Raw genomic sequence first — 14,330 nt, 5'->3', positions numbered from 1 at the left:
CCGACGATGCGGCCCGCGCAGCGGGGTGTTGAGGAGGCGGGCAATCCGGCCGAGCCTGCCGACGATGCGGCCCGCGCAGCGGGGTGTTGAGGAGGCGGGCAATCCGGCCGAGCCTGCCGACGATGCGGCCCGCGCCAACACGCCACGAGCAGTACTTGGGAACGGCGGTGCGGCTGGTCTAGCCTGAATGGCGACATCACGGATCCATCTCAACCCACACCGTGATGTCGACACGCTGGCGGATAGCCCGCCCACTTAGCCTCGCAGCGGCCATAATTTGATCGCGACTACCGGCCGCGGTGGCTATCGGAAAGCGTAAGCTCTACTAGCACTCGGGCCTGAGCAAACGTGGCTGCACGGCAGCCAGGGACGCAGCTAACGACGAGAGCGCGATCGCGGAGAGGAACCACCGTGAGCGAGCAGCCACGCCAAGAGCAGCTCAACCTAACGGAGAGCGACAGCCAGGCGAGCAGTGACCGCAGCGTCACCGTAGCCAGCGCACCCGTGCAGCCCGGGCTTTTCCCGGACGACTCCGTGCCCGACGAGTTGGTCGGTTACCGCGGTCCGAGTGCATGCCAGATCGCCGGCATCACGTACCGGCAATTGGACTACTGGGCACGCACCTCGCTGGTGGTCCCGTCGATCCGCAGCGCGGCGGGCTCCGGCAGCCAGAGGCTCTACTCCTTCAAGGACATCTTGGTCCTCAAGATCGTCAAGCGGTTGCTCGACACCGGGATCTCGTTGCACAACATCCGCGTGGCGGTCGATCATCTGCGCCAGCGCGGTGTCCAGGATCTGGCCAACATCACGTTGTTCTCCGACGGCACCACCGTTTACGAGTGCACGTCGGCCGAAGAGGTGGTGGATCTGCTGCAGGGCGGTCAGGGCGTTTTCGGCATCGCCGTATCGGGCGCGATGCGCGAGCTGACCGGCGTCATCGCGGACTTCCCCGGCGAGCGCGCCGACGGCGGCGAGTCGATCGCCGAGCCCGAGGACGAACTGGCGTCCCGGCGCAAGCACCGCGACCGCAAGATCGGCTGAACGGACGCACCCGCTACGGCGCCTCCGGCCGCCGAGTAAGCTGGGCTGCGCATCGTATTCGAGCGGGAGAGTTCCGTGGCTGCCAGTCACGGACGCCGAAGGAGCAACACCTCTCCGTCAACCTCTCAGGCACCCGGACCGCACGGAATCATGATGCCTCTGGAAAGCGGCGTGGACCCCTGGTGGCCCGCACCCGCCGATGGGGAAAGGCGCGCAGGCAGTTTCGGCGCCGAATCTCTCAGGCGCCCGGCCGAACGGGTGAAGACAGAGGGAGAGGGCCGATAAGTCCTCTGCCTCAGGAGTTCCAGTGTCCGATCCATTCACTTTCGCCGCCCGGCACATCGGCCCGGACAGCCAGGCCGTCGCCGCCATGCTCGCCGTCATCGGCGTCGATTCGCTCGACGAGCTGGCCGCCAAGGCCGTTCCGGCCGGCATCCTGGACCCGTCGGCCGACAGGGCCGCCGCGCCGGGGCTGGATCGGCTGCCCCCGGCCGCCAGCGAAGCCGAGGCGCTGGCCGAGCTGCGGGAGATGGCCGAGGCCAACACGGTGGCCGTGTCCATGATCGGGCAGGGCTACTACGACACGCTGACGCCCCCGGTGCTGCTGCGCAACATCATGGAGAACCCGGCCTGGTATACGGCCTACACGCCGTATCAGCCCGAGATCAGCCAGGGCCGGCTGGAGGCGCTGCTCAACTTCCAGACCATGGTCACCGACCTCACCGGCCTCGAGATCGCGAACGCGTCCATGCTCGACGAGGGCACCGCGGCTGCCGAGGCCATGACGTTGATGCACCGCGCGGCACGCGGCGGGGCCAACCGGCTGGCCGTCGACGTCGACGTCTTCGCCCAGACGGCGGCTGTGCTGGCCACCCGCGCCAAGCCGCTGGGCATCGAAATCGTCACCGCCGACCTGCGCTGTGGACTTCCGGATCTGCCCGAGGGAAGTGACTTTTTCGGCGTGATCACGCAGCTACCCGGGGCCAGCGGCCGGATCACCGACTGGTCGGCGCTGGTGGCTGCGGCGCACGAGCGCGGCGCGCTGGTCGCGGTCGGCGCGGACCTGTTGGCGCTGACTCTGATCACGCCGCCCGGTGAGATCGGCGCGGACGTCACGTTCGGCACCACGCAAAGGTTCGGTGTGCCAATGGGATTCGGCGGTCCCCACGCCGGCTACCTCGCGGTGCACGCCAAGCACGCCCGCCAATTGCCCGGCCGCCTGGTCGGGGTGTCGCTGGACGCCGACGGGTCGCCGGCCTACCGGCTGGCGCTGCAGACCCGCGAACAACACATCCGCCGCGATAAGGCGACGTCCAACATCTGCACGGCGCAGGTGCTGCTCGCGGTGATGGCCGCGATGTATGCCGGCTATCACGGCGCCGAAGGGCTCACCGCGATCGCGCGCCGCGTACACGGTCACGCCGATGCCATCGCGACCGGACTGGGTGATGCGCTGGTGCACGACGAATACTTCGACACGGTGCTGGCCCGGGTGCCCGGGCGCGCCAACGAGGTGGTCGCCGCGGCCAAAGCCAAGGGCATCAACCTGTGGCGCGTGGACAGCGACCACGTGTCGGTGGCCTGCGACGAGGCCACCACCGGCACGCACGTCAACGCCGTACTGGACGCCTTCGGGGTCGCGGCCGGCGAGCCGGTGTGTGCGGGCGCCGATATGGGGGCCAACCGCACTTCGGAGTTCCTGACCCACCCCGCGTTCACGCAATACCGCACCGAGACGGCAATGATGCGCTACCTGCGCGCGCTGGCCGACAAGGACATCGCGTTGGACCGCAGCATGATTCCGCTGGGGTCCTGCACCATGAAGCTCAACGCCGCCGCGGAGATGGAGCCCATCACCTGGCCCGAGTTCGCGCGTCAACATCCGTTCGCCCCGGCCTCCGATACTCCGGGGTTGCGCCGGCTTATCGCCGACCTGGAGACCTGGCTGGTGGACATCACCGGCTACGACGCCGTCTCGCTGCAACCCAACGCCGGCTCGCAGGGTGAGTACGCCGGCCTGCTGGCGATCCACGACTATCACGAGAGCCGCGGCGAACCGCACCGCGACATCTGCCTCATCCCGTCGAGCGCGCACGGCACCAACGCGGCATCGGCGGCGCTGGCCGGACTACGGGTGGCCGTGGTGGCCTGCCGCGCGAACGGCGACGTCGACCTCGACGACCTGCGGGCCAAGGTGGCCGAGCACGCCGACCGGCTGGCGGCCCTGATGATCACCTACCCGTCCACGCACGGCGTCTACGAGCACGACATTGCCGAGATCTGCGCGGCCGTGCACGACGCCGGCGGCCAGGTCTACATCGACGGCGCCAACCTCAACGCGCTGGTCGGGCTGGCCCGGCCGGGGAAGTTCGGCGGCGACATCAGCCACCTGAACCTGCACAAGACGTTCTGCATTCCGCACGGCGGCGGCGGGCCCGGCGTCGGGCCGGTGGCGGCGCGTTCCCATCTGGCCCCGTTCCTGCCCGGCCACCCCTATGCCCCGGACCTGCCTGGCGGCCGGCCGGTTTCGTCGGCGCCGTACGGGTCGGCCTCGATCCTGCCGATCACCTGGGCCTACATCAGGATGATGGGCGCGGACGGCCTGCGAGCGGCGTCACTGACCGCGATCGCCTCGGCCAACTACATCGCCCGCCGGCTCGACGAGTACTTCCCGGTGCTCTACACCGGCGAGAACGGCATGGTCGCCCACGAGTGCATCCTGGATCTGCGGCCGATCACGAAGTCCACCGGCGTGACCGTCGATGATGTCGCAAAACGCTTGGCGGACTACGGCTTTCACGCTCCGACCATGAGCTTCCCGGTGGCCGGCACGCTGATGGTGGAACCGACCGAGAGCGAGAGCCTGACCGAGGTCGACGCGTTCTGCGAGGCCATGATCGCCATCCGCGCCGAGATCGACCGGGTCGGCGCGGGGGAGTGGCCGGTGGACGACAACCCGCTGCGCGGAGCGCCGCACACCGCGGAGTGCCTCGTGGTCGGCGACTGGGACCACCCGTACACCCGGGAGCAGGCCGCCTATCCGCTGGGCAAGGAGTTCCGGCCCAAGGTGTGGCCGCCGGTGCGCCGAATCGACGGCGCCTACGGCGACCGCAATCTGGTCTGCTCGTGCCCGCCGGTGGAGGCGTTCGCCTGACGGTACCGGCCGAACTTCAGCCGGGCGTCGTCGCGGGAGCGGGTAGCACCAGCGGCACCAGGTAGCGGCGGGCGAAGTCGCGGGCCCCGTTCAGGTCATAGATCGGGATGGCCGACTTCGGCGTCTCGATCAACGAGATGATCAGCCGTCCGATCATCTCGCCGACCACTTCGGTGTCCAGGTCGTCGGACAGTTCGCCGCGTTCCTGCCGGCGGCGAAGCCAGGTGGCGATGTAGCCGCGGGTCATGACGATCAGGTTCTCGTCGGTCAGGTAGGCGGACAGTTCGCCGGCGGCGGCCGACTCGCGGATGCTTCGGGTGAGCAGTTTGGGCGCGGACGCCTGGTGAACGAAGGCCGCGAAGACTTCGGCGATCGCCTCTTGCGGCGTTGTCGCCCGGCCGGCGACCTCGGAGACCAGGGTGCTCAGCCGCAGCGATTCGTCCATGATGGTCAGCCGCACCAGATTTCGCTTGCGCCGGAAGCGGCGGTAGACCGTGGCCACGCCGACTCCGGCGGTGTCGGCGATGTCCTGCATGGTGGTGTTCTGGAAGCCGCGTTCAGTGAAGCAGGTGCGGGCCGCGGTGACGATGGTCCGGGCGGTCGGATCGAGGGCGGCCAGACCGTCGGGCACCGCGCCCACCAGCATCGCGGGGTGCGGCGACTCGTTGTGACGTTGGCCGATCGTCACACGACGGTCGCCCCGAGCTTGTGCCGCAACCGCATGTCCCACACCACCGCTCGCACGCCCAGCCGCATCAGGAACCGCGGCGTGAACATGTCCAGCACCGACAGGCCCCGTTGCCAACGGTCGAAGCGGCGTTGCTGAGCGTCCGACCACTCGAATCCGAGCTTGTCGCGCAGTTGCGCCGGCAGATAGCCCAGCGTCATGAACAGGTTCCAGCCGCCCAACAGCCGCGGGACGGGAGCCGGCAGGAAGTCCAGGCGCGCGATGCCGACCAGAAACGTGCGCATCCGGTCGTCGAAGTCGAGTCGGTCGAGTTGCTCCTGCCAGTAGCGGTCAGCGGCCGCCCGGTCGCCGGGCCACATCTCCTGCGGCACCTGCAGCATGGTGGCGAACATCGACGCGGCGCGGTGCACCGCCTCGGGGTCTCGCCGCGACCGGCCGCCCCGCAGCCTGCGGGTGTCCTCGAAGACCGCGGCCATGCAGGCGGCCACCCAGAGCTGCAGTTGGGGGTCGAAGGCGTTGTAGCGCACCGGACTTTGCGCGCCGGAGCGCACCTGGGCGTGCACCGCGTTGACGGCCTCCCGATACACCTTGCGGTCGTGCGCATTGCCGCCGATCGCCACGGCGATATAGGTGAAGGTGGTACGCGCCCGTTTGAACGGGTGCTTGTGCAGGTTTCCGCTGTCGACCTTGCTTTCCATCACGCCGTAGGCGACGCCCGAATTCGCCAGTTGCATCACCACATTCGCCGCACCATAGGCCGGGGACAGCCAGGGTGACAGCTCCTCTGCCAGAAACCGGGTGTCCGCGGCATCGGTGTCCGCCCGTGCGGAACGCCGATCGCCAGGCGTCACCAGCGGGTTGGCGTCTGCAGAGGACATCGTCGACAGCATCTCCCAAGGCCTGACGGCTGATAGAAATCAACGTCGATTCTATCGCCGATTCTGGCACAGACCGTCGTCATTTGATAGCGACGACGAGATGTTTGTCCGGCACCAACCAATGGCCTTGGCGGGCCCAGAGCTTTCAGCTCAGGAAATTGTTGACTGCAGTCGCGAGATCAGGAGACGCCGATGTCGCCAGGTTCTGATAGCCACCGCCACTGAGCTGGGCGACCGCTTCCCAGGTCGCCCGGTCCGAGTCGGCGCCGAAGTCGATGACGTTCACCGCGATGGGTTTGGCGGGGTCGGCACTCTTGCGGATGAAATCCTGCAGACCCGGCCCGTCCAACGTCTGGTCGGTGTGCGGCCCGGCGGTGATCAACAGGATCGAATTCGCTTGGCCTGCACGATAATTAGCCTGCATATCCTGGTAGAGCATCCGCAGGGTGGTGAAGGACACCGCGCCGCCGCCCGACGAGTACTGCTTGTCCAGCGCGGCGCCCAGTGCCGCCGACCGCGGCTGGCCGTTGACGGCGTCGGACAGCGGCCCGCTCGCCACCTCCGATCGGCCCTCATGGCCGTCGAACGTCCAGAGGCCGACCACCGCGGTGGGCGGCAACGCCTTGATCCTGTCCTGCAGCGCCCCGACCACGTTGGCCAGCCTGGTTTTTCCGCCTTCCTGGCCGGGCATCGACTGGTCGAGCATGATCGTCGTGGCCTGTCCGCTCGACGGGCTCGCCATCGCCTCGGCGAGGGTGGCCCGCATCGGATCGTCGCCCACCGACAGGGTGGCGGGCAGTGCGGGGAAATTCGTCACCGGACTGCTGGGTGGTGTGGCCCCGTTGACGCGGAAGCCGGCCTTCGCCAGCTTGGCCAGTTGGTCGGATTTGTGCATGAAACGCGAGAACTCGCTGGCCGCCGAGGCCTGTTCTCGGCTCAGCCACGAACCGCTGAGCAGCACGGTGGGATAGTCGGCCACCGCTGCGGATCCGGGCGGAAGCCAGAAACCCAAGGCGCCCTTGGCGTCTGGCAACGATTGGCCACGCTGGAACAGCTGCTGTTCGGTGGTGACCACCGCGTGTACCGGCGCGGTGGCGGGGTCACCAGGCTTCAACAGCGCGTTCATCGACTCGGACAAGGAGTTGTCGGCCAGTTTGGGTTGTGCGCTCAACAGGCTGCGCACGGCGCCGGTCCCTTGCGCCACCGGGGCGCCGGGCGGCACCGAGCCCGCCGCCACCGCCTCCCCGGCGAGAAACGCCGCATCGCCGTTGCCGTTCATCGGCAGCGCCAAGCGCAGCGAGCCCCACGCGGGTAAGTTCAACCCGGCCAACGCATTCGGGTTGGTCTGCAGCCCGGGCAGCGCGGCCCAGTTCTGGTTGGACAGCGACGGCGCGAGTTGGGGCCGGATGGCGAGCACCACCGGCGAGGTGACCAGCGAATGGCTTTCGATGATGGTTTTTTGAGGCGCCGCCCCCGCCAGCCGCGCGGCCGAGATCGAACTGCCCGGAATCCACAACGCCGGCTGGCCGCCGAGTTCCGCGGGCCACTTGCCGATGAAGCCGTTGAGCACGGCGTCGGAGTTGGCCGGCTTGACGCTCACCACCATGCAGTGGTCACCGACCGGCCCTGCGGATTTGTTGTAGCTTTCCGCCAGCTGCGCAACGGGATCGGCGATCGACGGGTCGGCAACGACGGCGACGGTCTCCTGGCCTCCGACACAGCGGGTGGCAGCGGTGTGCGAACGCTTCGACAACGCGTCACCGAAGAAGCTCCACAGGATGACCGATCCCACCACGACGACGACCGCGACCAGCGCCGCGATCACGCCGATGCTGACGCCGCGCCGTCCGCCCTCGCTGCGATGACCGCCCAGCCGGTCGGCGAGCCCACGATGCCCACCCCGGAAGATCGACGCCGGCGCGGCGGGCGGCGCCGGGCTCGACGGGGCCGCCCGCCGCGCCGGAAACTCCGGGTAATCGTCGGCGGTGGTGTCGTCGAACGCATCCCCGGCCGCGTACGGATCGTCGCCAACATCGTCGGCAAGGTCCTCGTCGTCGCCATCCCAGTCTTGAAAGCCGGCCTCTTCACCGCGAGACGGCTCGTCGACGACGCCGTCGCGAGATGTCTCGTCGCGAGAGTCGTCGGGGTCGGGCGCACTGTGCCTACCCATAGCAGCGGCCGCGGCCTTTCCGTCGATCCATCAGTTGAACTCGGCGCCGATTTTAGTCACCGGCGGCATTTTTGTAGCGCAGCTCAATTCGACTGCGCGGCGCGCGCCTTGGCCTCGCGCCGACGGCGGTGCAGGATCGGCTCGGTGTAGCCGTTCGGCTGTTGCGTTCCGGTCAGAATCAGATCCTGTGCGGCGAGGAACGCCAGGCTGTCGTCGAAGTTCGGCGCCATCGGCTGGTACGCCGCGTCCTTGGCGTTCTGCTCGTCGACCAGTGGGGCCATCCGCTCCAGGCTGGCCCGCACGTCCTCCTCGGTGATCACCCCGTGGCGCAGCCAATTGGCCAGCAGCTGACTCGAAATACGCAGCGTGGCACGGTCTTCCATCAGTGCCACGTCGTGGATGTCGGGCACCTTCGAACAGCCGACGCCCTGCGCGACCCAGCGCACCACATATCCCAGGATGGACTGGCAGTTGTTGTCGACCTCTTCGCGGATCTCCTCGGACGCCCAGGCCAGTTCCTTGGCCAGCGGGATGGTCAGCAGCTCGTCGATGGTCGTGCGCTTCTCGCCTTCCAGCTCGGCTTGCACGGCGCCGACGTCGACGTAGTGGTAGTGCATCGCGTGCAGGGTGGCCGCGGTCGGCGACGGCACCCACGCGGTGGTCGCGCCGGCCTTCGGCTGACCGATCTTCTGCTCGACCATGTCGGCCATCAGCTCCGTCATCGCCCACATGCCCTTGCCGATCTGAGCCTTGCCCTTGAAGCCGGCCGCCAGGCCGATGTCGACGTTGGCGTCCTCGTAGGCCTTGATCCAGGTGGTGTTCTTCATCGCACCCTTGCGGATCATCGGCCCGGCTTCCATCGAGGTGTGGATCTCGTCGCCGGTGCGGTCCAGGAACCCGGTGTTGATGAACACGACGCGGTCGGCGGCCGCCTTGATGCAGGCCTTGAGGTTGACGGTGGTGCGCCGCTCCTCATCCATGATGCCGACCTTGAGGGTGCCCTGAGGCAGGCCGAGGACATCCTCGACGCGGCTGAACAGCTCGCAGGTGAAGGCGACCTCGTCGGGCCCGTGCATCTTGGGCTTGACGATGTAGATGGACCCGGTGCGGCTGTTGGCCAGTGGGCCGTTCGCCCCGTCGTTCTCCGAGCCGGACCGCAGGCCGTGGATCGCGGTCAGGCCGGTGAACAGCGCATCCATGATGCCCTCGAACACCTCTTTTTCCTCGTCGCCTTCGCCCCACACGATCGCGTCGTTGGTCATCAGGTGACCCACATTGCGGACGAACAGCAGGCTGCGCCCGGGCAGGGTCAGCTCGCCCTCGCCGTCGGGCGTGCGGTAGGTGCGGTCCTCGTTGAGCACCCGGGTGAAGGTCTTGCCGTCCTTGTCGACATCTTCGGACAGGTCGCCCTTGTTCAGGCCGAGCCAGTTCCGGTAGCCCAGCACCTTGTCGTCGGCGTCGACGGCGGCCACCGAGTCCTCGAAGTCCATGATCGTGGTGATCGCCGACTCCAGCACGACGTCCTTGATGCCGGCCTTGTCGGTCTTGCCGATCGGCGATTCCGGGTCGATCAGGATCTCGATGTGCAGGCCGTGGTTGACCAGCAACACCGACCAGCTCGGGGAGCCGAGCTCACCGGTGTAGCCGGCGAACTTCTCGGGGTCGGCCAGGCCGACGGAACCGTCGGCGGTCGTGACCTCGAGGCTGCCGGCTTCGACACTGAGGCCGGTGGCGTCCGCCCACGACCCCGATTCCAGCGGCACAGCCTCGTCGAGGAACTTGCGCGCGTAGGCGATCACCTTGTCGCCACGGACCTTGTTGTAGCTCGTGCCCTTCTCGGCGCCGTCGTCCTCTCCGATGACGTCGGTGCCGTAGAGGGCGTCGTAGAGCGAGCCCCACCGGGCGTTGGCGGCATTGAGCGCGAACCGGGCGTTGAGCACCGGCACCACCAGCTGCGGGCCGGCGGTGGTGGTGATCTCGTCGTCGACGCCGGAGGTGGTGATGGTGAAGTCCGCGGGCTCGGGGAGCAGGTAACCGATCTCGGTGAGGAAGTTGCGGTAGGCGTCGATGTCGAGGGGCTCGATGACGCGCTGCCGGTGCCACTTGTCGATCTGCGCCTGCAACTCGTCACGGCGGCGCAGCAGGTCCTGGTTCTTGGGGGTGAGGTCGGTGACCACCTTGTCGACGCCCGCCCAGAAACTGTCGGGGTCGATGTCGGTGCCGGGCAAGGCCTCGTTGTTCACGAAGTCGTAGAGCACTCGGGCGACGCGCAAGTTCCCCGCCGACACGCGATCAGTCATGATTCTCCTCCGTCATGGGCCGCACCGGACCGTCGTTGGACCAGCTTGGCAATGGCATAAGCCTACCGAGCGCAGCCTGGTGAGTGTCATCCGCCCGATCCGGCACGTGCAGGTCAGGCGCCGATGACCGTCCGGGCGACGACACCGCGGCGAGCACCGGGATCTGTTTTCGACAGCGCGTGTCCCGCGCGAAACGGACCCCTGCCCCCGGCACCTTCTTGACCGGTAGCCGTCAAGATCATACGGGCTGCGGCCGTTCGTACCGGCCGGCCAGTGTCGCTACGCCTCCCGCATGGTGCCGACCAGGTCCTCAACCAGGTCCTCCATCGCCACCATCGCCACCACGCCCCCGCCCTCATCGGTCACCAACGCCAGATGGCTGTTGCTGCGGCGCATCCGGGACAGGGCGTCGGCCAACGGCAGCGACCGGGACAGCCGCGGCAGCGCCCGGACCATTGCCAGGTCGATGACCGTCTGCGGATCGTCGCCGAGCGTCAGCACGTCCTTGATGTGCAGATATCCGACGAACGCGCCGCCGACACTGGCCACCGGGAAGCGGGAGTAGCCGGTCTGGGCCAGGGCCTGCTCGACCGCCCCCACCGTCGGCCCCGATCCCGCCGCGGCGACCGGCACGGCATGCACGTCCGCCAGGGGCACCGCGACGTCGCCAACCACGCGGTGGCGAATTTGCAGCGCCCGGGTGAGCCGCGTGTGTTCCTCCCGGTCCAGCAGGCCTTCGGACTCCGATTCGGCGATCATCTCGCTGAGCTCGACGGGGGACACCGTGATCTCCAGCTCGTCCTTGGGTTCGACGCCGAACGCGCGCACCACCACGCTGGCGCACTTGTCGTAGAACACGATGAACGGCCGGGCGGCCCGCACGTACGCCAGATACGGCGGGACGAGCAGCATCGCGGTGCGCTCCGGGCCGGCCAGCGCGATATTCTTCGGCACCATCTCGCCCAGCAGCACATGCAGCGTCACCACGATGGCCAGCGCGATCACGAATGACAGCGTGTGCAGCAGCGTCGCGTGAATCCCGGTGAGCCCCAACGCAGTTCGCAACAGGCTGGATACCGCCGACTCGCCGATCCGCCCGAGCAGCAGGGACGCGGCCGTGACGCCCAGCTGGGCGCCTGCCAGCATGGACGGCAGTTGCTCCCCGGCACGGATCACCGCGACCGCGGCCGCCTTGCCCTGTTCGGCCAGCGCCTCGAGACGGTCGCGCCGTGCGGAGATCAGCGAGAACTCCGCCCCGACGAAGAACGCGTTCACCGCGATCAGCAGGCAGGCCAGCAACGCGCCCATGGTGTCGCTCATCGGTGTGCCCCCGTCGCGGGGACGTCACCGTGAGTGCTCAACTCGACGAGTTCGAGCAGGTCGATCCGGCGTCCGTCCATCCGGATGACGGTCGCCTGCCAGTGCGTCGCCACGGCCAGCAAGCCGTCGGCGTCCAACGCGGGCAGCTTGACGGTGTCACCGGCCACCGGAATGTGCCCGATCTCCCGCAGCACCAGCCCGCCGATGGTCTCGTAGGGGCCCTCGGGCGCCCGAAACCCGGTGGCGGCGGCCACCTCATCGATGCGCAGCAGGCCCGACACCCGCCAGCCGGTGCCGGCGGGCACCACATCCGGAGTCGCGTCGTCGTGCTCGTCGCGGACATCGCCGACGATCTCTTCGATCAGGTCCTCGACGGTCACCATGCCCGCGGTGCCGCCGTATTCGTCGACCACCAGTGCGGTTTGCAGGTTGTTGGCCCGGATCTCGGCCATCACCGCGTCGCCGTCCAGGGTGGACGGCACCTTGGGAACGGACTGGGCCACCGTGATCAGGCGGGTGTGGGGCCGTTCGGTCCGCGGGATCGCGAATACCTGCTTGACGTGCACGATGCCGACCGTCTCGTCGAGGTCGCCGTCGACGATGGGGAAGCGGGAGAAGCCGGACTCGACGGCCGCGGTCGCCAGGTCGGCGACCGTATCGTCGGTCTGCAGCGCCACGATCTTGGACCGGGGCGTCATCAGCTCCTCGGCGCTCAGGGTGCCGAACTGCAAAGATCGGCGCACCAGGGCCGCCGTGGCGGGATCCAGCGCACCGCTGCGCGCCGACGAACGCACCAGCGACAACAGCTCTTGCGGCGACCGGGCCGACCGCAGCTCCTCGGCCGGTTCCACGCCGAGCCGGCGCACGATCCAGTTGGCCGCGCCGTTGGTCAGCCGGATCGCCGGGGTGAGCAGCAGCGAGAACAACAGCTGGGCGCTGACCACGGTGCGGGCCGTCGACAGCGGACGGGCCACCGCCAGGTATTTGGGGACCAGCTCACCGAACACCATCGACACCGACGTCACGATCAGCAGCGCCAGGAAGGCCATGATGGCATCGCCGACGCTGTCGGATATGCCCAGCGCATCCAGCCACGGGTGGGGCAGGTCGTCCACCATCGGATCGGTCAGGTAGCCGGCCGCCAGCGTGGTGACCGAGATGCCCAACTGGGCGCCCGACAGTTGAAACGACAGCCGGTGATGCGCGCGGCGGATCCAGCGGTCGCGGCGTCCGCCGCCGCGCGCGTTCGCCTCGACCGCGCTGCGGTCCAGGGTGGTCAGCGAGAACTCCGCGGCGACGAAGACGGCGTTGCCGAAGATGAGCACCGCGATCGCCACGACGCTGATCACGGTGACGGTGACGTTCATGGCCTGCGCCGCCGGCGGGCCGGGAGGAAGGGCGTGCGGAGCGCGGGCGGCGCGGAAGGAGGCTCCGCATCGGCCGATTCGTCAGACGGCCCGTGCGCCCGCAAGCCGATAGCTGGCACGGGTGCCTGCGGCACGTCGATCCCTTCGCTGCCCGGTGGTGGAGTCGGTCGCGATTGCGTCCGTCTTTGCTGCCCTATGCTAGCCCGGGCCGCGACCACGCGGGGCTACCAGTCGCGGCCGGGCCGCGGCTCACGGATTGGAAGCGCCGACCACCGACTCGTAGCCGCGATAGTCCGGCGTCATCCCGGCCGCCACCAACTCCCACAGCACCTCGTCGGTGCCGCCGCCGACCCGGGCCAGCTTCATGTCGCGCCACCACGCCCCCAGCGGCGTCTCATCGACGAGGTAACCCGACCCGCCGAAAATGTGCATGCACTCCGAAATCACCTCTTCGCCAAGGCGTGCCGCCGTCACCTTGACCCCCGCGGCCGCGCGGAGGTCCAGCCGGCCCTGAGCCGCGATGCCGTTGAGCGCGTGCCGCAGCAGATCGACGCGCGCCTGCAGATCCGCGATCCGCAGCCGCAACGCCTGGTGCTCGAACAGCGTGTGGCCAAACTGCCGGCGGGTCATCATGCGCGCCAACGTGATTCCGATCGCCCGCTGGCAGGAGGCGGCGATCTGCCCCGCGATCGACATGCGCTCATGCGCGAGTGCCCAGCTGATCGCGGCCAGTCCGGTGCCGGCGCGGGCGACCAGGGCGTCGGAAGGCACCCAGGTGTCGATGTGCACGGCGGCGGTGTCCAGCGGCCCGGCACCGACCTTGTGGTAAGGCCGTTGCACGCTGACCTGGGCGGTCGGCACCGCGATCAGCGCGACGTTGCCGTGTGTGCTGCTCGAGTCGTGGTCGACGCTGCGCGCCACCACCATGATGTGATCGGCGATGGGGGACAGCGACACGAACTTCTTGATCCCGCGCACATCGAAACCGCCGTTCCGAGAAGATATCTCGGTCCGGACGATTTGCAGGTCCGAGCCTCCCGACTCCTCGGAGGCGCCGATGCACAGCACCGCCTCACCGCGGATCGCCCGCTCGCAGATGTCCTTGAGGTACTCCGACTTGCCGAAGCGGCGCAGCACGCAGATGGCCGAGTCGTGCAGGCTGACCCCGACCCCGATCCCGGCCGACGACAGTCGGCCCAGCGCGAGCGCGAGTTCCACCAGCCTGGCCACGTCGGGCAGCGGCCCGGCCCACTTCTGGCTGAACACCCCCCGGGCCCCCAGGTGTTCGATCAGCTCACGCGGAAAGCGTTGCCGTGCTTCGGCTTCCCGCGTCCACGCCACGACCTTGTCGTCGAAAGCCTCGGCGAGCAGGCTCCGGTAGTCCTCGAGGCTGCTCTCGGTCGTCATCGATG

9 protein-coding genes and 1 riboswitch are annotated in these 14,330 nt (G+C 68.6%); of the genes, 2 read left to right on the top strand and 7 right to left on the bottom strand.

The annotated features are described in order from the left end of the window. Positions 1-411 precede the first annotated feature (411 nt). Entirely contained in the window at positions 412-1,041 is a 630-nt protein-coding gene (locus OQ789_RS13130) for a MerR family transcriptional regulator (protein ID WP_324686306.1), read from the top strand. 53 nt (positions 1,042-1,094) lie between these two features. After that, a riboswitch (glycine riboswitch) is annotated at positions 1,095-1,192 on the top strand. Between the two features lie 156 nt (positions 1,193-1,348). Continuing rightward, entirely contained in the window at positions 1,349-4,195 is a 2,847-nt protein-coding gene (gene gcvP / locus OQ789_RS13125; RefSeq protein ID WP_324686304.1) for an aminomethyl-transferring glycine dehydrogenase, read from the top strand. Between the two features lie 16 nt (positions 4,196-4,211). Here the strand turns inward: gcvP and OQ789_RS13120 are convergent, their stop codons facing one another. The 7 genes from OQ789_RS13120 to mbtN all read right to left on the bottom strand — a co-directional run bounded on the left by OQ789_RS13120 (position 4,212) and on the right by mbtN (position 14,325). Further along, positions 4,212-4,841: a TetR/AcrR family transcriptional regulator gene (locus OQ789_RS13120; protein WP_324686372.1), complete on the bottom strand. Its 630-nt coding sequence runs from the start codon at positions 4,839-4,841 to the stop codon at positions 4,212-4,214. Positions 4,842-4,879: 38 nt separating this feature from the next. Then, a complete protein-coding gene (locus tag OQ789_RS13115) occupies positions 4,880-5,761 on the bottom strand; it encodes an oxygenase MpaB family protein (RefSeq protein WP_324686303.1) in 882 nt (293 codons plus the stop codon). Between the two features lie 145 nt (positions 5,762-5,906). Further along, a complete protein-coding gene (locus tag OQ789_RS13110) occupies positions 5,907-7,931 on the bottom strand; it encodes a substrate-binding domain-containing protein (RefSeq protein WP_324686301.1) in 2,025 nt (674 codons plus the stop codon). A gap of 83 nt (positions 7,932-8,014) precedes the next feature. After that, positions 8,015-10,231, bottom strand: a complete 2,217-nt coding sequence (locus OQ789_RS13105; RefSeq protein WP_324686299.1) for a malate synthase G — start codon at positions 10,229-10,231, stop codon at positions 8,015-8,017. 279 nt (positions 10,232-10,510) lie between these two features. Further along, a complete protein-coding gene (locus OQ789_RS13100) occupies positions 10,511-11,551 on the bottom strand; it encodes a hemolysin family protein (RefSeq protein WP_324686298.1) in 1,041 nt (346 codons plus the stop codon). Then, complete coding sequence (locus OQ789_RS13095) at positions 11,548-12,918, bottom strand: hemolysin family protein (protein ID WP_324686297.1); 1,371 nt, start codon at positions 12,916-12,918, stop codon at positions 11,548-11,550. Before OQ789_RS13095 ends, OQ789_RS13100 begins: the two co-directional genes overlap by 4 nt. 249 nt (positions 12,919-13,167) lie before the next feature. Further along, entirely contained in the window at positions 13,168-14,325 is a 1,158-nt protein-coding gene (mbtN, locus tag OQ789_RS13090; protein ID WP_324686296.1) for a mycobactin biosynthesis acyl-ACP dehydrogenase MbtN, read from the bottom strand. Positions 14,326-14,330 lie beyond the last annotated feature (5 nt).

It is taken from the genome of Mycobacterium sp. 94-17 (genome assembly GCF_035617725.1).
Lineage (GTDB): Bacteria > Actinomycetota > Actinomycetes > Mycobacteriales > Mycobacteriaceae > Mycobacterium.
Note: the sequence above shows the minus strand (reverse complement) of the source record. Positions and strands in the feature narration are given on the sequence as shown.

Excerpts from the sequence above, each read along its gene's own strand:
- OQ789_RS13115 (WP_324686303.1), bottom strand. The coding sequence starts at position 5,761 with ATGTCCTCTGCAGACGCCAACCCGCTGGTGACGCCTGGCGATCGGCGT.
- OQ789_RS13095 (WP_324686297.1), bottom strand. The coding sequence starts at position 12,918 with ATGAACGTCACCGTCACCGTGATCAGCGTCGTGGCGATCGCGGTGCTC.
- OQ789_RS13105 (WP_324686299.1), bottom strand. The coding sequence starts at position 10,231 with ATGACTGATCGCGTGTCGGCGGGGAACTTGCGCGTCGCCCGAGTGCTC.
- OQ789_RS13100 (WP_324686298.1), bottom strand. The coding sequence starts at position 11,551 with ATGAGCGACACCATGGGCGCGTTGCTGGCCTGCCTGCTGATCGCGGTG.
- mbtN (WP_324686296.1), bottom strand. The coding sequence starts at position 14,325 with ATGACGACCGAGAGCAGCCTCGAGGACTACCGGAGCCTGCTCGCCGAG.
- OQ789_RS13120 (WP_324686372.1), bottom strand. The coding sequence starts at position 4,841 with ATGCTGGTGGGCGCGGTGCCCGACGGTCTGGCCGCCCTCGATCCGACC.
- OQ789_RS13110 (WP_324686301.1), bottom strand. The coding sequence starts at position 7,931 with ATGGGTAGGCACAGTGCGCCCGACCCCGACGACTCTCGCGACGAGACA.